Origin of the sequence: Allobosea lathyri, assembly GCF_900108245.1 — a bacterium.
Classification (GTDB): Bacteria; Pseudomonadota; Alphaproteobacteria; order Rhizobiales; family Beijerinckiaceae; genus Allobosea; species Allobosea lathyri.
On the sequence record NZ_FNUY01000003.1, the window covers coordinates 539,232 to 558,394 of the forward strand.

Annotated in this window: 29 protein-coding genes; 28 read left to right on the top strand and 1 reads right to left on the bottom strand. The window is 63.6% G+C overall.

The genetic code is table 11. The features are described 5' to 3' along the window. Positions 1 to 62 precede the first annotated feature (62 nt). Positions 63 to 884, top strand: a complete 822-nt coding sequence (locus C4S73_RS10145) for a MipA/OmpV family protein (RefSeq protein ID WP_103872330.1) — start codon at positions 63 to 65, stop codon at positions 882 to 884. A gap of 113 nt (positions 885 to 997) precedes the next feature. Here the strand turns inward: C4S73_RS10145 and glpD are convergent, their stop codons facing one another. Further along, on the bottom strand, positions 998 to 2,563 hold the full coding sequence (gene glpD / locus C4S73_RS10150; protein ID WP_103872331.1) for a glycerol-3-phosphate dehydrogenase: 1,566 nt from the start codon (positions 2,561 to 2,563) through the stop codon (positions 998 to 1,000). Between the two features lie 338 nt (positions 2,564 to 2,901). Between glpD and pncB the strand changes: the two genes are divergently transcribed. The 27 genes from pncB to rpsM all read left to right on the top strand — a co-directional run bounded on the left by pncB (position 2,902) and on the right by rpsM (position 19,086). After that, entirely contained in the window at positions 2,902 to 4,179 is a 1,278-nt protein-coding gene (pncB, locus tag C4S73_RS10155) for a nicotinate phosphoribosyltransferase (RefSeq protein WP_103872332.1), read from the top strand. A gap of 105 nt (positions 4,180 to 4,284) precedes the next feature. Then, a complete protein-coding gene (locus C4S73_RS10160) occupies positions 4,285 to 5,187 on the top strand; it encodes a DUF1444 domain-containing protein (RefSeq protein ID WP_103872333.1) in 903 nt (300 codons plus the stop codon). Between the two features lie 143 nt (positions 5,188 to 5,330). Next, positions 5,331 to 6,521, top strand: a complete 1,191-nt coding sequence (gene tuf, locus C4S73_RS10165; protein ID WP_103872334.1) for an elongation factor Tu — start codon at positions 5,331 to 5,333, stop codon at positions 6,519 to 6,521. Positions 6,522 to 6,588: 67 nt separating this feature from the next. Beyond that, positions 6,589 to 6,897, top strand: a complete 309-nt coding sequence (rpsJ, locus tag C4S73_RS10170) for a 30S ribosomal protein S10 (protein ID WP_043237115.1) — start codon at positions 6,589 to 6,591, stop codon at positions 6,895 to 6,897. Positions 6,898 to 7,026: 129 nt separating this feature from the next. After that, the gene (rplC, locus tag C4S73_RS10175; protein ID WP_103872335.1) at positions 7,027 to 7,752 is read left to right on the top strand and encodes a 50S ribosomal protein L3; all 726 of its coding nucleotides are present in this window, start codon (positions 7,027 to 7,029) and stop codon (positions 7,750 to 7,752) included. After that, positions 7,752 to 8,372: a 50S ribosomal protein L4 gene (rplD, locus tag C4S73_RS10180; RefSeq protein WP_103872336.1), complete on the top strand. Its 621-nt coding sequence runs from the start codon at positions 7,752 to 7,754 to the stop codon at positions 8,370 to 8,372. Before rplC ends, rplD begins: the two co-directional genes overlap by 1 nt. After that, positions 8,369 to 8,680 carry a 50S ribosomal protein L23 gene (locus C4S73_RS10185; protein ID WP_066612334.1) on the top strand — a complete coding sequence of 104 codons (312 nt, stop codon included), beginning with the start codon at positions 8,369 to 8,371 and terminating at the stop codon, positions 8,678 to 8,680. Before rplD ends, C4S73_RS10185 begins: the two co-directional genes overlap by 4 nt. Positions 8,681 to 8,696: 16 nt before the next feature. Continuing rightward, entirely contained in the window at positions 8,697 to 9,539 is an 843-nt protein-coding gene (gene rplB, locus C4S73_RS10190) for a 50S ribosomal protein L2 (protein WP_103872337.1), read from the top strand. Between the two features lie 8 nt (positions 9,540 to 9,547). Beyond that, positions 9,548 to 9,826 carry a 30S ribosomal protein S19 gene (gene rpsS / locus C4S73_RS10195; RefSeq protein WP_069692151.1) on the top strand — a complete coding sequence of 93 codons (279 nt, stop codon included), beginning with the start codon at positions 9,548 to 9,550 and terminating at the stop codon, positions 9,824 to 9,826. 3 nt (positions 9,827 to 9,829) lie between these two features. Beyond that, positions 9,830 to 10,213: a 50S ribosomal protein L22 gene (gene rplV, locus C4S73_RS10200; RefSeq protein ID WP_103872338.1), complete on the top strand. Its 384-nt coding sequence runs from the start codon at positions 9,830 to 9,832 to the stop codon at positions 10,211 to 10,213. Between the two features lie 10 nt (positions 10,214 to 10,223). Beyond that, entirely contained in the window at positions 10,224 to 10,934 is a 711-nt protein-coding gene (gene rpsC, locus C4S73_RS10205) for a 30S ribosomal protein S3 (RefSeq protein WP_103872339.1), read from the top strand. Positions 10,935 to 10,953: 19 nt separating this feature from the next. Beyond that, on the top strand, positions 10,954 to 11,367 hold the full coding sequence (gene rplP, locus C4S73_RS10210) for a 50S ribosomal protein L16 (protein ID WP_103872340.1): 414 nt from the start codon (positions 10,954 to 10,956) through the stop codon (positions 11,365 to 11,367). Between the two features lie 11 nt (positions 11,368 to 11,378). Next, the gene (gene rpmC, locus C4S73_RS10215; RefSeq protein ID WP_103872341.1) at positions 11,379 to 11,591 is read left to right on the top strand and encodes a 50S ribosomal protein L29; all 213 of its coding nucleotides are present in this window, start codon (positions 11,379 to 11,381) and stop codon (positions 11,589 to 11,591) included. 11 nt (positions 11,592 to 11,602) lie between these two features. Beyond that, positions 11,603 to 11,845, top strand: a complete 243-nt coding sequence (rpsQ, locus tag C4S73_RS10220) for a 30S ribosomal protein S17 (protein WP_103872342.1) — start codon at positions 11,603 to 11,605, stop codon at positions 11,843 to 11,845. A 212-nt stretch (positions 11,846 to 12,057) separates the two neighbouring features. Beyond that, entirely contained in the window at positions 12,058 to 12,426 is a 369-nt protein-coding gene (gene rplN, locus C4S73_RS10225; RefSeq protein ID WP_054144259.1) for a 50S ribosomal protein L14, read from the top strand. After that, complete coding sequence (gene rplX, locus C4S73_RS10230; RefSeq protein WP_103872343.1) at positions 12,426 to 12,743, top strand: 50S ribosomal protein L24; 318 nt, start codon at positions 12,426 to 12,428, stop codon at positions 12,741 to 12,743. Before rplN ends, rplX begins: the two co-directional genes overlap by 1 nt. Then, positions 12,736 to 13,302, top strand: coding sequence for a 50S ribosomal protein L5 (gene rplE / locus C4S73_RS10235; protein ID WP_069692143.1), 567 nt, complete (start codon positions 12,736 to 12,738; stop codon positions 13,300 to 13,302). Before rplX ends, rplE begins: the two co-directional genes overlap by 8 nt. A 36-nt stretch (positions 13,303 to 13,338) precedes the next feature. Continuing rightward, positions 13,339 to 13,644 (top strand): 30S ribosomal protein S14, encoded by a 306-nt coding sequence (rpsN, locus tag C4S73_RS10240; protein WP_103872344.1) that lies wholly within the window; start codon positions 13,339 to 13,341, stop codon positions 13,642 to 13,644. A gap of 12 nt (positions 13,645 to 13,656) precedes the next feature. After that, positions 13,657 to 14,052 carry a 30S ribosomal protein S8 gene (rpsH, locus tag C4S73_RS10245; protein WP_103872345.1) on the top strand — a complete coding sequence of 132 codons (396 nt, stop codon included), beginning with the start codon at positions 13,657 to 13,659 and terminating at the stop codon, positions 14,050 to 14,052. 33 nt (positions 14,053 to 14,085) lie between these two features. Next, on the top strand, positions 14,086 to 14,619 hold the full coding sequence (gene rplF / locus C4S73_RS10250; RefSeq protein WP_103872346.1) for a 50S ribosomal protein L6: 534 nt from the start codon (positions 14,086 to 14,088) through the stop codon (positions 14,617 to 14,619). 5 nt (positions 14,620 to 14,624) lie between these two features. Then, positions 14,625 to 14,990, top strand: a complete 366-nt coding sequence (rplR, locus tag C4S73_RS10255; protein WP_103872347.1) for a 50S ribosomal protein L18 — start codon at positions 14,625 to 14,627, stop codon at positions 14,988 to 14,990. Positions 14,991 to 15,138: 148 nt separating this feature from the next. Then, positions 15,139 to 15,702, top strand: a complete 564-nt coding sequence (gene rpsE / locus C4S73_RS10260; protein WP_103872348.1) for a 30S ribosomal protein S5 — start codon at positions 15,139 to 15,141, stop codon at positions 15,700 to 15,702. Positions 15,703 to 15,712: 10 nt separating this feature from the next. Next, positions 15,713 to 15,907 (top strand): 50S ribosomal protein L30, encoded by a 195-nt coding sequence (gene rpmD / locus C4S73_RS10265; protein ID WP_103872349.1) that lies wholly within the window; start codon positions 15,713 to 15,715, stop codon positions 15,905 to 15,907. A 12-nt stretch (positions 15,908 to 15,919) separates the two neighbouring features. Continuing rightward, entirely contained in the window at positions 15,920 to 16,396 is a 477-nt protein-coding gene (gene rplO, locus C4S73_RS10270; protein WP_103872350.1) for a 50S ribosomal protein L15, read from the top strand. 155 nt (positions 16,397 to 16,551) lie between these two features. Next, positions 16,552 to 17,889, top strand: a complete 1,338-nt coding sequence (secY, locus tag C4S73_RS10275) for a preprotein translocase subunit SecY (protein ID WP_103872351.1) — start codon at positions 16,552 to 16,554, stop codon at positions 17,887 to 17,889. Next, positions 17,889 to 18,473 (top strand): adenylate kinase, encoded by a 585-nt coding sequence (locus C4S73_RS10280; protein ID WP_103872352.1) that lies wholly within the window; start codon positions 17,889 to 17,891, stop codon positions 18,471 to 18,473. The genes secY and C4S73_RS10280 overlap by 1 nt, the downstream gene beginning before the upstream one ends. Positions 18,474 to 18,717: 244 nt before the next feature. Then, positions 18,718 to 19,086 carry a 30S ribosomal protein S13 gene (gene rpsM, locus C4S73_RS10285; protein WP_103872353.1) on the top strand — a complete coding sequence of 123 codons (369 nt, stop codon included), beginning with the start codon at positions 18,718 to 18,720 and terminating at the stop codon, positions 19,084 to 19,086. Positions 19,087 to 19,163 lie beyond the last annotated feature (77 nt).

The following is a 19,163-nucleotide window of genomic DNA, read 5'->3' on the forward strand; positions in this document are numbered from 1 at the left end:
CTGCATAACGTGCCATGCGGTAGCGCGCGCGACCGCCATGGATATGAGAAGGAATCGCCGCTTTGCTGCGTTCGAAATTGACCATGGCGCTCGTCGCAAGCCTTATCGGCTGCGGTAGTGTCCGCGCTGCCGATCCCGCGAACCCAGTCCTGTCTCCGGAGCCGGCATCGGGTTGGATCGTGACGCTGGGCGGATCCGCCGAGATCGGCCCGAAATACGATGGCGCCAGCAAGGCTGGGTTGTCTGCCATGCCCTCGCTCAGCTGGCGTCGCGCCAACGAGCCGGAGGGGTTCAGCGCGCCCGATGACGGGCTCGACTATGCGCTCTTCGAGACCAATGTCTTCAGCTTCGGCCCGGTCGCCAGTTTGCGTGCCGGCCGCTATAGCGGGACCGACTTCAAGCTGTACGGCCTCAGGGACGTGCCGTGGACCATCGAGGCCGGCGCCTTCGTCGAGTTCTGGCCGATCGAAGACCGTCTGCGCACGCGTATCGAAGTCCGGCAGGGCTTCCATGGCCACCACGGCATCGTCGCCGATCTGTCGGCTGACTGGGTCGAGAAATTCGGCCGCTTCACGCTTTCGGGCGGCCCGCGTCTCTCGCTTGGAAATTCGTCCTTCATGGGCAAGTATTTCAGCGTCTCGGCAGGAGAGGCGCTGGCGAGCAACTGGCTGACGCCCTTCAGGGCGAAGGGCGGCGTGAGGGCTGCAGGCGTCGGTGCGGCGCTGGAATATCAATGGTCGCCGACCTGGACGACGACCGTCTTCGGCAAATACGAGCGCCTGCTTGGAGACGCAGCCGATTCCCCGATCGTGCGGGTACTGGGCCAACGCGATCAGTTCAGCGTCGGAATCGGGGCGACCTATTCGTTCAGGATTGGCGGCTGAGCGAGCACGAAGAGCGACTACATCGCCCGCCTCACACCCTTGACCAGTCCGCGACGACGGTGTGCCTCGGAGTAAGATCAGCACGCTTCAGGCTGGCGCGCTCCCGGTTTGAATCATGCCGCCGCTGCCGGCGCGGCTTGCGCCAGCATGAACTGGTCGAGCGCTTCCTGTTCGGATGACGCCAGTCTCAGGCCGAGCTTGCTGCGACGCCAGAGCACGTCGGCAGCGCGGCGTGCCCATTCGGCCTGCATGAGATAGCGGACTTCTCGCTCGTAGAGATCCGCACCGAAATGACGGCCGAGATCGTCGACATCGGTCGCGCCGGCCAGAATCTCGCGCGCCCTGGTGCCGTATGCCCGCACAAGGCGGGTCACCATCTTGCGCGCCAGCCAGGGATGGCGCGCGGCGATCTCATCAACGAGCGCGTCGAAGCCTGTGACGGCGAAATCGCCGCCGGGCAGGGCGCCCGTCACGGTCCATTCGGCCCGCGCGGCCCAGGCCCGGTGGGGGGCGAGGCGGGCGATCGCCGCCTCCGCAAGCCGGCGATAGGTGGTGATCTTGCCGCCAAAGACCGAGAGCAGGGGCGCTTCGCCGCTGGGCGCATCGAGCGTCAGCACATAGTCGCGCGTCGCTTCCTGTGCCTTGGAGGCGCCGTCATCATAGAGCGGGCGCACGCCGGAATAGGTCCAGACGACGGAAGCCGGCGTAACCGGTTCGCGGAAATATTCGCTCGCGGCGGCGCAGAGATAATCGATCTCCTCCGGCGTCGCCTTTGCGGCGGCAGGGTCGCCGCGATAGTCGCGATCCGTGGTGCCTATCAGCGTGAAATCGCGCTCATAGGGAATGGCGAAGATGATGCGGCCATCGGCATTCTGGAAGATGTAGCAGCGGTCGTGCTCATAGAGCCTGGGCACGACGATATGGCTGCCCTGGACCATGCGGACGGCGGCCTTGGTGTTCGAGCGCACGACGCCGCCCAGGACCTCGCCGACCCAGGGGCCGGCGGCATTCACCAGGGTTTTTGCAAAGACGACAGAGCGCTCCCCATCGCATTCGGCGGTGATCCGCCACAGACCGTCCTCGCGATCGGCGGAAACCACCTTGGTACGCGTCTTGATGGCGGCCCCGCGCGCCGCCGCGTCCATCGCATTGAGGACGACGAGACGGGAATCCTCGACCCAGCAATCGGAGTATTCGAACGCGCGTGCGCGGTCGTCCCTGAGTGGACGGCCGGCTGCATCACGGGCCAGATCGAGCGTCCGTGTCGCCGGCAGCAGCTTGCGGCCGCCGATATGGTCGTAAAGGAAAAGGCCGAGCCGCAGCAGCCAGGCCGGTCGCAGGCCCGCGTGATGCGGCAGCACGAAGCGCAGCGGCCAGATGATGTGAGGCGCTATCGCCCATAGCCGCTCGCGCTCCATCAGCGCTTCGCGCACGAGCCTGAACTTGTAATGCTCGAGATAGCGCAGCCCGCCATGGACCAGCTTGGTCGAGGCCGAGGAGGTGGCGCTGGCGAGGTCGTCCTTCTCGAACAGCACGACGGAGGCGCCCCGTCCCGCCGCATCGCGGGCAATGCCGCAACCATTGATACCCCCGCCGATCACGGCGAGATCGAAGGCTGCGTCCGCGTCTGCGCCGGCGTCGTGGCCCTTGGCCTCGGATGATGTCGTCTCGGGAGCCATTCTGCCTTCGATCCTCGCGGTCTCCGATCGGTGACCGCGCTAAAGTGCAGGCCAGATCGACGCTTCGCTTGCCACTTCATATCCAAGCGCGAACCGGGTGGATATCGCAAAGGCGAACGGCGCGCCTGCTCCTCGCCGACTCCCCGCGGGCTGTCAATTCGCGTCTTCCGGGCGCGGCGGCGAGGGCGGGCATCGATGTCGCCCTCGCCGCCATGGCGTGGCCGGCGCTTGCGTCGCGGCCAAGGCGCTGTTCTCATGGGCGGCGTCCCAACTCGCGTGCCGCCGCGGGGCGTCCCGCCACGACCAGCCTTTGCGCCAACCCCGGACCGAATGCCGCCATGACCGTCACCGATATCGCGACGCGGACCTATAATCATGGCTGGCGGCTTGACCCCATCATCCGCAGCCTGCTCGACACGGATTTCTACAAGCTGCTGATGCTGCAGATGATCCGCGCCTTCCATCCGGAGGTTCAGGTCACCTTCTCGCTGATCAACCGCTCGAAGCATATCCGCCTGGGCGATATCGTCGATGAGGAGGAACTGCGCGCGCAGCTCGATCATGCCCGCAATGTCCGCTTCTCGAAGAAGGAGCTGATCTGGCTTGCCGGCAACAGCTTCTATGGCCGCACCCAGATGTTCTCGCCGGATTTCATCGCCTGGCTCGCCGAGTTCCGCTTGCCCGAATATGATCTGCGCCGGGTCGACGGGCAGTACGAGCTGCATTTCGAGGGGCCCTGGACCCACACCACGATGTGGGAGGTGCCGGCGCTCGCCATCATCAACGAATTGCGCGCGCGCCGCGTCATGGTCGGGCAGAAGCGCTTCTCGCTCGACGTGCTCTATGCCCGCGCCAAGGCCAAGATGTGGGACAAGGTCGAGCGGTTGCAGAAGCTGCCCGGCCTGCGCCTGTCGGATTTCGGCACGCGCCGCCGCCATGGCCATCTCTGGCAGCGCTGGTGCGTCGAGGCGCTGAAGGAAGGGCTGGGACCAGCCTTCACCGGCACCTCCAACGTGCTGTTGGCGATGGACAATGATCTCGAAGCCATCGGAACCAACGCACATGAACTGCCGATGGTGCTGGCCGCTCTGGCCGAGAGCGACGAGGAACTTCTGCGCTCGCCCTATCGCGTGCTTGACGAATGGCGACAGGTCTATGGCGGCAATCTCCTGATCGCCTTGCCCGATGCGTTCGGGACGACGAGCTTCCTGCGTCATGCGCCCGACTGGGTCGCGGACTGGACCGGCTTCCGGCCCGACAGCGCGCCGCCGATCCAGGCCGGCGAGGAGATCATGGCCTGGTGGCGCTCCAAGGGGCGCGATCCCCGCGAGAAGCTGCTCGTCTTCTCGGACGGGCTCGATGTCGACGCGATCGAGCGGGTCTATCATCACTTCGACGGCAAGGTTCGCATGGCCTTCGGCTGGGGCACGGACCTGACCAACGACCTCATCGGCTGCCTGCCAGACGGCTCGCGCGCGCTCGATCCGATGTCGCTGGTCTGCAAGGTGTCGAAAGCCAATGGCCAGCCGGCGGTGAAACTCTCAGATAATCCCGACAAGGTCTCCGGGGCGGCCGACGTGGTCGCGCGCTATCGAAGGGTTTTCGGAGCGGTCTAGAGTCCCGGCGCGTCCTTCAATCGCGATCGGGAGACGCACGTCATGGTTGTGTTGCGGAGGAGCTGTAGACGCTGACCATAGGTTATGGCGTGTGGGGTTGCGTCGATGCTGCGTCTGTTTTTTCTGTGCTGCGGCCTCCTGCTGGCTTTCCCGCAGAGTGCCGCCTCCGCTTCCCTGACGCGCGATCGGCTCAACGACGCGCGCCCGCTGACCGAAGCTGAGATGGGCGAACTGCTTTTCGGCCTTCTGCAAGGCCGGCCTGGCGTCAGCCAGTTGCGGATCGAGGCGGGCGATGTCGTCTATTTCGCCGCTGGCCATAATATCAGGATGGGCCTTGAGCCGTTGAGCCGCCAGTTCAACGCCTTGCCCGACGCCGCCCAACGGCAGGTAGCCTATGACAAGCTGACGAAAACCGTCGCGCAGGCGGTGGCGGGAACCGGTGCGCCGAAAACGGAAGCCGAAGTCGCGCGATTCCAGCGGGCGCTGCTGCCAGTGCTGAAGAACAAGGCCTATGTCGAGCAGTTCGCCGCGATGGCGCGCAAGCGCGGCGCGCCCGATGCCAAGCTGCTCTATCTTCCGCTCGCCGGCGACATCATCGTGACCCCGGTGCTCGATTTGGCGAAGATCTCGCGTTTCCTGACCGTGGGCGAAGGCGGCGCTTACGGAATGAGCGATCGCGACATCTTCAAGGCGGCGCTCGACAATCTGAAGAGGCGCGTCGACAAACTGCAGATCTATGATTTTGGAGAGGTCCGAGCCCTCGGTTTCGCGCAGACCGACTACAACGCCTCGCTCCTGCTCCTGCCCAACCCCTGGGAAAATGTTCCCGACCTGCCGCGAAGCGTTGCGCTCACGATGCCGGCGCGCGATGTACTCGCATTCGCGGATGCCGACGATCCGCAGGCCGTCTCGGCGCTGCGGAGGATCTCCAGGGCGCCGGACAACGGATTTCCGGTCAGCAGGCTCGTCTTCCGGATGACGCAACGCGGCCTCGAGATCATGCCCTGAGCGCCGCGGGATCGCCGCCGGGATGGAAAGGAAGGCGGCTACAAGGCCCGGCCTGACAGCCATGGCTTGCATCGCGCTCTGAAACCCCCTAATGCGACCGCGTTTTCCGGGCCCCAGCGGCCGTCTTCGAGGACAAAGGTGTCATGGCCAAAGAGAAATTCGCGCGCACGAAGCCGCATTGCAACATTGGTACGATTGGTCACGTCGACCATGGCAAGACGAGCTTGACGGCAGCGATCACGAAGATTCTGGCGGAATCTGGCGGCGCGACGTTCACGGCGTATGACCAGATCGACAAGGCGCCGGAAGAGAAAGCCCGCGGCATCACGATCTCGACGGCCCATGTCGAGTACGAGACGGCAGCGCGCCACTACGCGCACGTCGACTGCCCCGGCCACGCCGATTATGTGAAGAACATGATCACGGGCGCCGCCCAGATGGACGGCGCGATCCTGGTCGTGTCGGCCGCCGACGGCCCGATGCCGCAGACCCGCGAGCACATCCTGCTGGCGCGCCAGGTCGGCGTTCCCGCGCTGGTGGTGTTCATGAACAAGGTCGATCTCGTCGACGACGCCGAGCTGCTCGAGCTGGTCGAGATGGAGATCCGCGAGCTTCTGTCGAAGTACGATTTCCCCGGCGACGACATCCCGATCACCAAGGGTTCGGCGAAGGTTGCGCTGGACAACGGCGACAAGACCATCGGCCATGACGCGGTGCTGGCGCTGATGAAGACGGTCGACGAGTACATCCCGCAGCCGGCGCGTCCGCTCGACCTGCCGTTCCTGATGCCGGTGGAAGACGTGTTCTCGATCTCGGGCCGTGGCACGGTGGTGACCGGTCGCGTCGAGCGCGGCATCGTCAAGGTCGGCGAGGAAATCGAGATCGTCGGCCTGAAGGACACGGTCAAGACGACGGTGACCGGCGTCGAGATGTTCCGCAAGCTGCTCGACCAGGGCCAGGCCGGCGACAACATCGGCGCGCTGCTGCGCGGCACGAAGCGTGAAGACGTCGAGCGCGGGCAGATCCTGTGCAAGCCGGGTTCGGTGAAGCCGCACACCAAGTTCAAGGCCGAGGCCTACATCCTGACGAAGGAGGAGGGCGGTCGCCACACCCCGTTCTTCACCAATTATCGTCCGCAGTTCTACTTCCGCACGACGGACGTGACCGGCGTCGTGCACCTGCCCGAGGGCACCGAGATGGTGATGCCTGGCGACAACATCGCCATGGAAGTCCACCTGATCGTGCCGATCGCGATGGAAGAGAAGCTGCGCTTCGCCATCCGCGAAGGCGGCCGCACCGTCGGTGCAGGCGTCGTCGCTAGCATCATCGCGTAACGCGTTTTCGTGAGGGCGAAGGCCCTGCCGGGCCTTTGCCTTTTCACGTCACGGAGAAAACAAGACCATGAACGGTCAGAACATTCGGATCCGCCTCAAGGCGTTCGACCATCGCATTCTCGACGCTTCGACGCGCGAGATCGTGTCGACCGCGAAGCGGACGGGCGCTCAGGTCCGCGGACCGATCCCGCTGCCCACGCTCATCGAGAAGTTCACGGTCAACCGCTCGCCGCATATCGACAAGAAGTCGCGCGAGCAGTTTGAAATGCGGACCCACAAGCGGGTTCTCGATATCGTCGACCCGACCCCGCAGACGGTCGACGCTCTCATGAAGCTCGATCTCGCCGCCGGCGTCGACGTCGAAATCAAGCTTTAAGTTGACCATGGTCCCGACGACGAACGGATACTCGCTTCGTCGGACCCTGTTCGGATCATAATTTAGCCGGGTCCTCTGCCTCCTGCGTTTCGGCAGGATGAGTAAGACCCCAAGGGAAGGTATGCACCGATGCGTTCCGGTGTGATTGCACAGAAAGTCGGGATGACCCGCATCTTCACCGATGCCGGCGAACATATCCCGGTCACCGTGCTGAAGCTCGACAACTGCCAGGTCGTCGCGCATCGCACGATCGAGAAGAACGGCTATGTCGCCGTGCAGCTCGGAACAGGCTTGGCCAAGGTCAAGAATGTCTCGAAGGCTGAGCGCGGCCATTTCGCCGTCGCCAAGGTCGAGCCCAAGCGTAAAGTCGTCGAATTCCGCGTCAGCGATGACGCGCTGATCCCGGTCGGCGCAGAGCTGACGGCGGATCATTTCGTCGTCGGCCAGTTCGTCGATGTCAGCGGCACGACGATCGGCAAGGGCTTCGCCGGCGGCATGAAGCGCTGGAACTTCGGTGGTCTTCGCGCCACGCACGGCGTTTCGGTCTCGCATCGCTCGATCGGTTCGACCGGTGGTCGTCAGGACCCTGGCAAGACCTTCAAGAACAAGAAGATGCCCGGCCATCTCGGCGCCGAGCGCGTGACCACCCAGAACCTGCGCGTCGTCCAGACGGACGCCGAGCGCGGCCTGATCCTGGTCGAAGGTGCAGTTCCCGGTCACGCCGGCGGCTGGATCCATATTCGTGACGCGATCAAGCGCGCGCTCCCCAAGGATGCGCCCCTTCCGGGCAAGTTCAAGGTGTCGGGCGGCGAAACGCAGGCTCCTGCGGCTGATACGGTTGAGGAGAACGCGTGATGAAGCTTGATATCACCACTCTCGAAGGTGGTTCGGCCGGTTCGGTCGAGCTCTCCGACGCGATCTTCGGCCTCGAGCCGCGCGCCGACATCCTCGCCCGCATGGTGCGCTACCAGCTCGCCAAGCGCCGCGCCGGCACGCACAAGTCCAAGGGCCGGTCGGAAGTCGACCGCACCCGGAAGAAGATCTACAAGCAGAAGGGTACCGGCGGCGCTCGCCACGGTGCGGCTTCCGCTCCGCAGTTCCGCGGCGGCGGCAAGGCCTTCGGTCCGATCGTGCGTGACCACGCTCACGATCTGCCCAAGAAGGTCCGCGCCCTGGCCCTGCGTCATGCGCTCTCGGCCAAGGCCAAGGATTCCGGCATCATCATCATCGATGACGCCAAGCTGTCCGAGCCGAAGACCAAGATCCTGCTGGGTCACTTCGGCAAGCTGGACCTGTCCAGCGCGCTGGTGATCGGCGGAGCCGAGATCGATGTGAACTTCGGCCTGGCCGCGCGTTCGATCCCGAATGTCGACGTCCTGCCGATCCAGGGCATCAACGTTTATGACATCCTGCGTCGCGACAAGCTTGTCCTGACCCGCGCGGCTGTCGATGCGCTGGAGGCGCGCTTCAAATGAGCCAGGCCGCGAAGAATACGGATCCCCGGCACTACGACGTGATTCGTAGCCCGGTGATCACAGAGAAGGCGACGATGCTCTCCGAGCATAACAAGGTCGTCTTCCAGGTCGCCAAGACTGCGACGAAGCCGCAGATCAAGGCAGCGATCGAGAAGCTGTTCGACGTCAAGGTGAAGAGCGTCAACACGCTCGTCACCGAAGGGAAGATGAAAGTCTTCCGCGGCCGTCTCGGCCAGCGCTCGGACGTCAAGAAGGCAATCGTGACGCTCGAAGATGGTCATTCCATCGACGTGACCACGGGCCTGTGAAGGAAGGATCGTCACAATGGCTTTGAAGCATTTCAAGCCGGTCACGCCGAGCCTTCGCCAGCTCGTCATCGTCGACCGCAGCGAGCTCTACAAGGGCAAGCCTCTCAAGGTGCTGACGGAGGGCAAGTCGTCCTCCGGCGGCCGCAACAACCTCGGCCGCATCACCGTCCGCTTCCGCGGCGGTGGTCACAAGCGCACGCTGCGCCTGATCGACTTCAAGCGTCGCGGCAAGGACGGCATGCCGGCAGTCGTGGAGCGGATCGAGTATGATCCCAACCGCACCGCCTTCATCGCGCTGATCAAGTACAGCGATGGCGAGCAGGCCTATATCCTGGCCCCGCAGCGCCTCGCCGTCGGCGACAGCGTGATCTCGGGTCCGTCGGTCGACGTGAAGCCCGGCAACGCTGCCCCCATGGGCTCGCTGCCGATCGGCACGATCGTCCACAATATCGAGCTGAAGATCGGCAAGGGTGGACAGCTGGCTCGTTCGGCCGGCAACTACGCCCAGATCGTCGGTCGCGACCAGGGTTACGTCATTGTCCGCCTGAATTCCGGCGAACAGCGTCTGATCAGCGGCTTGTGCTATGCGACTGTGGGCGCGGTTTCCAACCCCGACCACATGAACAGGAATGACGGCAAGGCAGGGCGTTCGCGCTGGCTCGGTCGTCGGCCGCATAACCGCGGTGTCTCGATGAACCCTGTCGACCATCCCCATGGCGGCGGCGAAGGCCGCACCTCCGGCGGTCGTCACCCGGTTACCCCCTGGGGCAAGCCGACCAAGGGTAAGAAGACCCGCTCGAACAAGCGGACCGATACGTTCATCGTGTCGAGCCGTCACGCCCGCAAGAAGAAGAACTGAGGTCCGTCATGGCGCGTTCGCTTTGGAAAGGTCCGTTTGTCGACGGATACCTTCTGAAAAAGGCCGAGGTCGCCCGTTCGGCGGCTCGGTCGGAAGTCATCAAGATCTGGAGCCGCCGCTCCACGATCCTTCCGCAGTTCGTCGGTCTGACGTTCGGCGTCTATAACGGCCACAAGCATGTGCCGGTGTCCGTGTCCGAGGAAATGGTGGGCCACAAGTTCGGCGAGTTTTCGCCGACGCGCACCTTCCACGGCCACGCTGCCGACAAGAAGGCGAAGAGGAAGTAAGCCATGGGAAAGCCATCCGCCCCCCGTGCGCTGCCTGACAACGAAGCCATTGCGATCGCTCGCAATCTTCGCGTCAGCCCGCAAAAGCTGAACCTTCTCGCCCAGCTCATTCGCGGCAAGAAGGTCGCGACCGCGCTCGCCGATCTCGAGTTCTCGCGCAAGCGGATCTCGCTCGACGTGCGCAAGTGCCTGCAGAGCGCGATCGCCAATGCCGAGAACAATCATGATCTCGACGTCGACGATCTCATCGTAGCGCAGGCCTTCGTCGGCAAGGCGCTCGTCATGAAGCGCTTCCATGCCCGCGCCCGCGGTCGTGGCGCCCGCATCCTGAAGCCGTTCGCGAACATCACCATCGTGGTGCGTGAAGTCGCCGCGGCCAAGGCCTGAGGAGAGAACGATGGGTCAGAAAATCAATCCGATCGGCCTTCGCCTCGGCATCAACCGGACGTGGGATTCGCGCTGGTTCGCCCAGAAGGGCGAGTACGGCAAGCTGCTCCATGAGGACATGGCGATCCGCGCCGCCCTCATGAAGCTGCTGAAGCAGGCTGCGATCTCCAAGATCATCATCGAGCGCCCGCACAAGAAGTGCCGCGTCACCATTCACTCGGCTCGTCCGGGCGTGGTGATCGGCAAGAAGGGCGCCGATATCGAGAAGCTGCGCAAGACGGTGATGAAGCTCACCAAGGCCGATGTTACGATCAACATCGTCGAGGTGCGCAAGCCCGAGATCGACGCCACGCTGGTGGCCGACTCGATCGCGCAGCAGCTCGAGCGTCGCGTCGCTTTCCGTCGCGCCATGAAGCGGGCCGTTCAGTCGGCCATGCGTCTGGGCGCCGAGGGCATCCGCATCAACTGCTCGGGCCGCCTCGGCGGCGCTGAGATCGCGCGTCTGGAATGGTATCGCGAAGGTCGCGTGCCGCTGCACACGCTGCGCGCCGATGTGGATTACGGTGTGGGCACCGCCTTCACCACCTACGGCACGTGCGGCATCAAGGTCTGGATCTTCAAGGGCGAGATCCTGGAACACGACCCGATGGCCCAGGACAAGCGCATGGCAGACGAGGGCAGCCGTTCCGGCGGTGGCCACCGTCGTGACCATGCCGCGTGAAGGCTGATCGAGAAAAGCCATGTTGCAACCAAAGAAGACTAAGTTCCGCAAGCAGTTCAAGGGGCGCATTTCCGGCGTCGCCAAGGGCGGCACGGATCTGAATTTCGGCCAGTTCGGCCTCAAGGCGCTGATGCCGGAACGCGTCACCGCACGCCAGATCGAGGCGGCTCGCCGCGCGATCACACGTGCCATGAAGCGCGCCGGTCGTGTCTGGATCCGAATTTTCCCGGACGTGCCGGTTTCGAAGAAGCCGACCGAAGTCCGCATGGGCAAGGGCAAGGGTGCGCCTGAATTCTGGGCAGCCAAGGTCAAGCCGGGCCGGATCATGTTCGAGATCGACGGTGTGGAAGAGGAGACGGCCCGCGAGGCGCTTCGTCTCGGAGCCGCCAAGCTGCCGATCAAGACCCGCTTCATCCAACGCATCGCCGAGTAAGGGAGGACGACATGAAGACCGCAAAACGCCTGTCCGACCTGAAGGTCATGAGCGTGGATCTGCTGCAGGAAGAGCTCCTGAAGCTGAAGAAGGAGCAGTTCAACCTGCGTTTCCAGCGCGCCACCGGCCAGCTCGAGAACACCTCGCGCGTCACCGAAGTGCGCAAGGATATCGCCCGCATCAAAACACTGCAGCGGTCGAAGACCGCTTCAGTGAGCGCTTGAGGAGTTAGACCATGCCGAAGCGCGTGCTGCAGGGCGTCGTCGTCAGCGACAAGCAAAATAAAACTGTTGTGGTGAAGGTCGAGCGGCGCTATACGCACCCGCTCCTCAAGAAGACCGTTCGCCGGACCAAAAACTATCACGCGCATGACGAGGCGCAGGTGGTGAAGGTTGGAGACCAGGTCTGGATCGAGGAGTCCAAGCCCATTTCCAAGCTGAAAAGCTGGGTTGTGCTCGACAACGCTCCCAAGGCGTGAGTCAACGCGGCTTCCGCCCTGCCCGAATCACTTCGGGCGAGCGGATGGCGTGTAGAAAATAGTCAGGCGTGTTTCCCCGCAAAGGTGCGTGTCACTTTTGCGGAGCACGTTTTGTTTGAGGCCAGGGGGCGATCGACCCCCGTCAGTCGTAGTCCCGGCGGCGCTGATGCCTGCCGGGAAACCGCGCTGATAGACATGGAAGGATCAAGGCCATGATCCAGGTGCAGACGAATCTCGAGGTCGCGGATAATTCCGGCGCCCGTCGCGTGATGTGCATCAAGGTTCTCGGCGGGTCGAAGCGGCGCTATGCCCGCATTGGCGACATCATTGTCGTTTCGATCAAGGAAGCCATTCCCCGCGGCCGCGTGAAGAAGGGCGACGTCATGAAGGCGGTCGTCGTTCGCACCGCCAAGGACGTCAAGCGCGCTGATGGTTCTGTGATTCGGTTCGACCGCAACGCGGCCGTGCTGATCAACAACCAGAAAGAGCCTGTCGGCACCCGTATCTTCGGACCGGTTCCGCGCGAACTCCGCGCCAAGAACCACATGAAGATCATCTCGCTTGCGCCAGAGGTGCTGTAATGGCTGCGAAGATCAAGAAGGGCGACAAGGTCGTCGTGCTGGCCGGCCGCGATAAGGGCAAGGCCGGCGAAGTTCTCCAGGTCATCCCGAAGGATGCCCGCGCCATCGTGCGTGGTGTCAACCTCGTGAAGAAGCACACCAAGGCTTCGGCACAGTCGGAAGGCGGCATCATCTCCAAGGAGGCCACCATCGACCTGTCGAACCTCGCCGTGGCCGATCCCAAGGACGGCAAGCCGACCCGCGTCGGTTTCAAAGTTCTGGACGACGGTCGCAAGGTCCGTTTCGCCAAGCGTTCGGGGGATCTGATCGATGGCTGAGAATCAGCAGGCGGCTCTCACGCCGCGTATGAAGCAGCATTATGAGGACGTGGTCCGTCCGGCGATGATCGCCGAGTTCGGCTACAAGAATGCCATGGAAGTGCCGACCATCGAGAAGGTCGTCATCAACATGGGCGTTGGCGAAGCGACTGCCGACCGTAAGAAGGTCGACAACGCTGCCGGCGATCTCGCCCTCATCGCCGGCCAGCGGCCGGTCATCACCAAGTCCCGCCTCGCGATCGCCGGCTTCAAGCTGCGCGAGAACATGGCGGTCGGCTGCAAGGTCACGCTGCGCAAGACCAAGATGTTCGAGTTCGTCGACCGGCTCGTCACCATCGCCTTGCCCCGTGTCCGCGACTTCCGTGGTCTCAACCCGAAGTCGTTCGACGGGCGCGGCAATTTCGCGCTCGGGATCAAGGAGCACATCGTGTTTCCCGAGATCAACTACGACAAGGTCGACGCCGTGTGGGGCATGGACGTGATCGTCTGCACGACTGCGAAGTCGGACGACGAGGCACGCGCCTTGCTCAAGCACTTCAACTTCCCGTTCCGGCAGTGAACCTCAGCGTTCATACGCGGAAACCAGGAGAGATCGATGGCTAAGAAAAGCTCCGTCGAGAACAATAACCACCGCAAGGCTCTCGTGAAGAAATTCGCGGGCAAGCGCGCGCGGCTTCTCGCGATCGCCAATGACGAAAGCCAGTCCATGGACGAGCGTTTCCTCGCTCGCCTCAAGCTGGCCGAACTGCCGCGCAACTCGGCTCCGACCCGCGTGCGCAACCGCTGCGAAGTCACGGGGCGTCCGCGCGCCGTTTATCGCAAGCTGAAGATGTCGCGCATTGCGTTGCGCGAGCTCGGCAACAAGGGGCTGGTTCCCGGCCTCGTCAAGTCGAGCTGGTGAGGAGGACGCATCGTGATCATTGATCCGCTTGGAGATATGCTGACCCGCATCCGCAATGCGCAGATGCGGCGCAAGTCGCGCGTTTCGACGCCTGGCTCGAAGCTTCGGGCCCGCGTGCTCGACGTGCTTCAGACCGAGGGCTACATCCGTGGCTACTCTACAACCGAGTTCGGCAATGGCCGGACCGAGTTCGATATCGAGCTGAAGTACCATGAGGGACAGCCGGTCATCCGGTCGATCTCCCGTGTGTCGAAGCCCGGCCGCCGCGTCTATTCTTCGGTGGAAACGATGCCGCGCGTGGCCGATGGCCTTGGCGTGACCATCATTTCGACGCCGAGGGGTGTGATGCCCGATCATCTTGCCCGCGAGCAGAACGTGGGCGGCGAAGTGCTTTGCAAGGTCTTCTGACCTTTCACGCCGCTCGTTTTCAGGAGAAATCCAATGTCTCGTATCGGAAAGAAGCCGGTCCCGGTTCCCGCTGGCGTTACCGCCAACGTTGCCGGCCAGCTCGTCAAGATCAAGGGCGCGAAGGGGGAACTCTCCTTCGAAGTGCCCGATGACGTCTCGGTTGCGTTCGAGGACGGCTCGATTGCCGTTCAGCCGCGTTCGCAGACCAAGCGCGCCCGCTCGCTCTGGGGCACGTCCCGTGCCCGCGTCGCCAATCTCGTGATTGGCGTCACCAATGGTTTCGAGAAGAAGCTCGAGATCAACGGCGTCGGCTACAAGGCCGCCGTCAACGGCAAGGTGCTCAAGCTGTCGCTCGGCTACAGCCACGACATCGACTATGCGATCCCGGAAGGTGTCGCCATCGTCACGCCGAAGCCGACCGAAATCGTCATCACCGGCATCGATAAGCAGGTTGTTGGCCAGACCGCCGCCGAAATCCGCGACTATCGCGGACCCGAGCCCTACAAGGGCAAGGGCGTCAAATACGCCGGCGAATTCATCTTCCGCAAGGAAGGGAAGAAGAAGTAAACGCCATGAGCAGCAAGCAGACAGAGAACACTGCGCGCCGCAAGGCTCGCGTCCGCCGCGCCATCAAGGCAGTTGCCAATGGCCGCGCCCGCCTGTCGGTGCATCGCACCGGCAAGCAGATCTATGCCCAGATCATCGACGACGCGAAGGGTGTCACCGTCGCGTCGGCCTCGAGCCTGGACAAGGACATCCGCGGCGACATCAAGTCGGGCGCGAATGTCGAGGCCGCGACCGCGATCGGCAAGCTGATTGCCGAGCGCGCCGTCAAGGCTGGCGTCAAGGACGTGGTCTTCGACCGCGGCTCCTATATGTATCACGGCCGCGTCAAGGCGCTGGCCGAAGCAGCCCGCGAAGGCGGTCTGAACTTCTGAGGATCTGTGCATCGCTCCCCAAAGCGGTTCTCCGCTTTGGGGATCGAGCGGTGCATTTTGAGTGCTTGTTCGGCATTGCCGCTGAACAGGTGACGCTCGAGCGAGCGGCGGGGCTTGATGCTTCGTCCGCGCAAGTAAGAGGAATGACATGGCTAGAGAGCCGCATGGTCGTCAGGATCGCGAAGAGCGCGATTCCGAATTCGTGGACCGCCTGGTCCACATCAACCGCGTCGCCAAGGTGGTGAAGGGTGGGCGTCGCTTCGGCTTCGCAGCGCTCGTCGTCGTCGGCGACCAGAAGGGCCGCGTCGGCTTCGGCCACGGCAAGGCCCGTGAAGTTCCGGAAGCGATCCGCAAGGCGACTGAAGCCGCCAAGCGCGGTCTCGTCCGCATCCCGCTGCGCGAAGGCCGTACGCTTCATCACGACGTTCAGGGCCGTCATGGCGCTGGCAAGGTCGTGCTGCGCGCGGCTCCGGCTGGTACCGGCATCATCGCCGGCGGCCCGATGCGCGCCGTCTTCGAGGCGGTCGGCATGCAGGACGTGGTGTCGAAGTCGCTCGGCTCCTCGAACCCCTACAACCTCGTCCGCGCCACTTTCGACGCGCTGAAGAACGAGGACAGCCCGCGTGGCGTCGCCGCGCGTCGGTCCCTGAAGGTTTCGGCTCTGCAGACGCGTCGCCGCGATGCAGGCACCGATGCCGTGGCCGAAGCGTGAGGGTGGTATCATGGCAAAAGCTAGAACCACTGTCGTCGTCGAGCAGATCGGTAGCCCGATCCGCCGCGAGGCTTCGCAGCGCCAGACCCTGATCGGTCTCGGCCTGAACAAGATCCGTCGGCAATCGACCCTGGTCGATACGCCTGCTGTGCGTGGCATGATCGACAAGGTCAGGCACCTCGTGCGCGTCATTGACGCGAAGTGAGGAGGGGCGACCATGAAACTCAACGATATCCGTGACAACGAAGGCGCACACAAGTCGCGCATCCGTGTCGGCCGTGGCATTGGCTCCGGCAAGGGCAAGACCGGTGGACGCGGCGTCAAGGGCCAGAAGGCTCGTGCCGGCGTGGCGGTCAAGGGCTTCGAAGGCGGTCAGATGCCGCTGTATCGTCGCCTGCCCAAGCGCGGCTTCCACAACCTGTTTGCCAAGGATCTGAACGAGGTCAACCTCGGTCGCATCCAGCAGGCGGTTGAAGCCGGCAAGCTCGACGCCAAGGGCGCGGTTACGATCGAGGCGCTCGTCGCCGCCGGCGTGATCACTCGCCAGGCCAAGGACGGCGTCAAGATTCTCGGCGTCGGCGAACTCAAGGCGAAGCTCGCCTTCGAGGTGTACGGCGCGTCGAAATCGGCCGTCGAGGCCATCGAAAAGGCCGGCGGCTCGGTCAAGATTCTGGCTGCCGCTTCACAGGCGTGAATCTAGCGCTTACATGAGCGCTTGCGAACGGCGGCCGGGCCAGAAGCCCAGGCCGCCGTTCGACTGTTTGACTGAGCCTGATGCCGGAGAGCGCGACGCGTTTTTCGGGCGACATCAGGCTTCAATGATCGACTTTCGACCCAAGGACCGGACGCATGGCATCGGCGGCTGAACAGCTTGCTTCAAACCTGAACTTCGGTGCGTTCGCCAAGGCGGACGAGCTGAAGAAGCGCATCTGGTTCACGCTTGGCGCGTTGATCATCTATCGGCTTGGCACCTACATCCCGCTGCCGGGCATGAATCCCGACGCGGTCGCGGATCTGTTCAAGCAGTCGCAGACCGGCGTGCTTGGCCTGTTCAACATGTTTTCCGGCGGCGCCGTCGGCCGGCTTGCGATCTTCGCGCTCGCGATCATGCCGTACATCTCGGCCTCGATCATCGTGCAGCTGCTCTCCAGCGTGATCCCGACCTTCGAGGCGCTGAAGAAGGAAGGCGAGCAGGGCCGCAAGATCCTGAACCAGTACACGCGCTACCTGACGCTCGTCCTGGCGGTCTTCCAGGCCTATGGCATCGGCGTGGGCCTGCAGGGCTCGGGCAATCTCGTGCTGGAGCCGGGGCCGTTCTTCCTCCTCTCGACCACGATCACGCTCGTCGGCGGCACGATGTTCCTGCTCTGGCTCGGTGAGCAGATCACCAGCCGCGGCATCGGCAACGGCACGTCGATGATCATCTTCTCCGGCATTATCGCGGAATTCCCCTCGCAGCTGGCGCAGACGCTCGAACTCGGCCGCCAGGGCGCGATCTCGACCGGCCTGCTGCTGCTGATCCTGGTGATGGCGATCTGCGTCATCGCCTTCTGCGTGTTCATGGAGCGGGCCCAGCGCCGCCTCCTGATCAACTATCCCAAGCGCCAGGTCGGCAACCGCATGTATGAGGGGCAGACCTCGTTCCTGCCGCTGAAGCTCAACACCGCCGGCGTCATCCCGCCGATCTTCGCCTCGTCGCTGCTGCTGCTGCCGACGACCATTGCGAGCTTCTCGCAGGCTTCGGGTGGCACCGGTGTCCTGTCGGTGATCGCGACCTATCTGGCCCATGGCCGGCCGCTATTCATGGTTCTCTATGCGGCGCTGATCATCTTCTTCTGCTTCTTCTACACCGCGATCGTGTTCAATCCGGTCGAGACGGCGGACAACCTCAAGAAGCATGGCGGCTTCATGCCGGGCATCCGGCCGGGCGAGCGTACGGCCGAGCATATCGACCGGGTGCTGACGCGCATCACGGTGCTCGGAGCCGGCTATTTGACTATCGTCTGCCTTATCCCCGAGTTCATGATCACCTATGCCCAGATACCGATCATTCTTCTGGGCGGTACGTCGCTGCTGATCGTGGTGACGACGACGATGGACACCGTGGCACAGGTCCACGGACATTTGCTGGCCCATCAATATGAGGGGCTGGTCAAGAAGGCCAAGCTGCGAGGGGCGAAGCGCTGATGCGATTGATATTCCTGGGGCCGCCGGGGGCGGGTAAAGGCACTCAGGCTGCGCGCATCGTCGCGAAGCACGGAATTCCGCAACTTTCCACGGGCGACATGCTTCGCGCGGCCGTGGCTGCCGGCACGCCGGTCGGCATCAAGGCCAAGGCGGTGATGGATGCGGGCGGGCTCGTCTCCGACGAGATCGTCATCGGCATCGTCGCCGACCGAATCGAAGAGGCCGATGCCAAGAAAGGCTTCATCCTCGACGGCTTCCCGCGCACGCTGGCGCAGGCCGAGGCACTCGACGCGATGCTTCAGTCCAAGGGCGTCAAGCTCGACAAGGTGCTGGAGCTCAAGGTCGACCAGACCAAGCTCGTCGATCGCATCGTTAAGCGCGCCGAAGAGGCGAGGGCAGCCGGGCAGCCGGTTCGCAGGGACGACGATCCGGAGGTCTTCAAGGCGCGGCTCGAGGCCTATAACCGCGACACGGCCGTCGTGGCCCCGTATTACGCCAAGCGTGGCCAGCTGACCGATATCGACGGCATGCAGCCGATCGACGCGGTGACAGTCGCGATCGAGAAGGCCTTGGCAGGGCTTTGATTTCGCCCAAGGTTTGCTCTTGGCATGAATCTTGGTCGCGGCGGGTTGACTCGTTGCGGCCGAGAGGTTAACGACCCGACTTCCGGTTTCATGAGAGCGATGCCGTTACCTTCGCGAGAAGGGGCGACGTCGCATTCTCGCGTGGACCGTTCGACACCCCGCATAGGCCGGTCTCCACCGGCGCGAGGTTATTTTTCACCGCCGCCGCACCAATGGGTGCCTCGGCCGACATGGAGAAGAGACTATGGCTCGTATCGCGGGCGTTAACATTCCGACCGGCAAGCGCGTCGTCATCGGCCTGCAGTACATCCACGGCATCGGTGCTCAGAAGGCCAAGGAAATCTGCGAGAAGGTCGGCATCGCCGACGAGCGTCGCGTCAACCAGCTGACCGACGCCGAAGTCCTCCAGATCCGCGAGACGATCGACCGCGACTATCTTGTCGAGGGCGATCTGCGCCGTGAAGTCTCGATGAACATCAAGCGCCTGATGGACCTCGGCTGCTATCGCGGCCTGCGTCATCGTCGCTCGCTGCCGGTTCGCGGCCAGCGCACCCATACCAACGCCCGTACCCGCAAGGGCAAGGCGAAGCCGATCGCCGGCAAGAAGAAGTGATTTTCGGCTGAGCCGAAGATTTCAACCGTCATGCCCGGGCTTGACCCGGGCATCTCGGCCCGGAGAGGCAGCTGCTG

What these genes read in the sequence shown, in the direction of transcription:
- glpD (WP_103872331.1), bottom strand. Translation starts at nt 2,563, where the DNA reads ATGGCTCCCGAGACGACATCATCCGAGGCCAAGGGCCACGACGCCGGC.
- pncB (WP_103872332.1), top strand. Translation starts at nt 2,902, where the DNA reads ATGACCGTCACCGATATCGCGACGCGGACCTATAATCATGGCTGGCGG.
- C4S73_RS10160 (WP_103872333.1), top strand. Translation starts at nt 4,285, where the DNA reads ATGCTGCGTCTGTTTTTTCTGTGCTGCGGCCTCCTGCTGGCTTTCCCG.
- tuf (WP_103872334.1), top strand. Translation starts at nt 5,331, where the DNA reads ATGGCCAAAGAGAAATTCGCGCGCACGAAGCCGCATTGCAACATTGGT.
- rpsJ (WP_043237115.1), top strand. Translation starts at nt 6,589, where the DNA reads ATGAACGGTCAGAACATTCGGATCCGCCTCAAGGCGTTCGACCATCGC.
- rplC (WP_103872335.1), top strand. Translation starts at nt 7,027, where the DNA reads ATGCGTTCCGGTGTGATTGCACAGAAAGTCGGGATGACCCGCATCTTC.
- rplD (WP_103872336.1), top strand. Translation starts at nt 7,752, where the DNA reads ATGAAGCTTGATATCACCACTCTCGAAGGTGGTTCGGCCGGTTCGGTC.
- C4S73_RS10185 (WP_066612334.1), top strand. Translation starts at nt 8,369, where the DNA reads ATGAGCCAGGCCGCGAAGAATACGGATCCCCGGCACTACGACGTGATT.
- rplB (WP_103872337.1), top strand. Translation starts at nt 8,697, where the DNA reads ATGGCTTTGAAGCATTTCAAGCCGGTCACGCCGAGCCTTCGCCAGCTC.
- rpsS (WP_069692151.1), top strand. Translation starts at nt 9,548, where the DNA reads ATGGCGCGTTCGCTTTGGAAAGGTCCGTTTGTCGACGGATACCTTCTG.
- rplV (WP_103872338.1), top strand. Translation starts at nt 9,830, where the DNA reads ATGGGAAAGCCATCCGCCCCCCGTGCGCTGCCTGACAACGAAGCCATT.
- rpsC (WP_103872339.1), top strand. Translation starts at nt 10,224, where the DNA reads ATGGGTCAGAAAATCAATCCGATCGGCCTTCGCCTCGGCATCAACCGG.
- rplP (WP_103872340.1), top strand. Translation starts at nt 10,954, where the DNA reads ATGTTGCAACCAAAGAAGACTAAGTTCCGCAAGCAGTTCAAGGGGCGC.
- rpmC (WP_103872341.1), top strand. Translation starts at nt 11,379, where the DNA reads ATGAAGACCGCAAAACGCCTGTCCGACCTGAAGGTCATGAGCGTGGAT.
- rpsQ (WP_103872342.1), top strand. Translation starts at nt 11,603, where the DNA reads ATGCCGAAGCGCGTGCTGCAGGGCGTCGTCGTCAGCGACAAGCAAAAT.
- rplN (WP_054144259.1), top strand. Translation starts at nt 12,058, where the DNA reads ATGATCCAGGTGCAGACGAATCTCGAGGTCGCGGATAATTCCGGCGCC.
- rplX (WP_103872343.1), top strand. Translation starts at nt 12,426, where the DNA reads ATGGCTGCGAAGATCAAGAAGGGCGACAAGGTCGTCGTGCTGGCCGGC.
- rplE (WP_069692143.1), top strand. Translation starts at nt 12,736, where the DNA reads ATGGCTGAGAATCAGCAGGCGGCTCTCACGCCGCGTATGAAGCAGCAT.
- rpsN (WP_103872344.1), top strand. Translation starts at nt 13,339, where the DNA reads ATGGCTAAGAAAAGCTCCGTCGAGAACAATAACCACCGCAAGGCTCTC.
- rplF (WP_103872346.1), top strand. Translation starts at nt 14,086, where the DNA reads ATGTCTCGTATCGGAAAGAAGCCGGTCCCGGTTCCCGCTGGCGTTACC.
- rplR (WP_103872347.1), top strand. Translation starts at nt 14,625, where the DNA reads ATGAGCAGCAAGCAGACAGAGAACACTGCGCGCCGCAAGGCTCGCGTC.
- rpsE (WP_103872348.1), top strand. Translation starts at nt 15,139, where the DNA reads ATGGCTAGAGAGCCGCATGGTCGTCAGGATCGCGAAGAGCGCGATTCC.
- rpmD (WP_103872349.1), top strand. Translation starts at nt 15,713, where the DNA reads ATGGCAAAAGCTAGAACCACTGTCGTCGTCGAGCAGATCGGTAGCCCG.
- rplO (WP_103872350.1), top strand. Translation starts at nt 15,920, where the DNA reads ATGAAACTCAACGATATCCGTGACAACGAAGGCGCACACAAGTCGCGC.
- secY (WP_103872351.1), top strand. Translation starts at nt 16,552, where the DNA reads ATGGCATCGGCGGCTGAACAGCTTGCTTCAAACCTGAACTTCGGTGCG.
- C4S73_RS10280 (WP_103872352.1), top strand. Translation starts at nt 17,889, where the DNA reads ATGCGATTGATATTCCTGGGGCCGCCGGGGGCGGGTAAAGGCACTCAG.
- rpsM (WP_103872353.1), top strand. Translation starts at nt 18,718, where the DNA reads ATGGCTCGTATCGCGGGCGTTAACATTCCGACCGGCAAGCGCGTCGTC.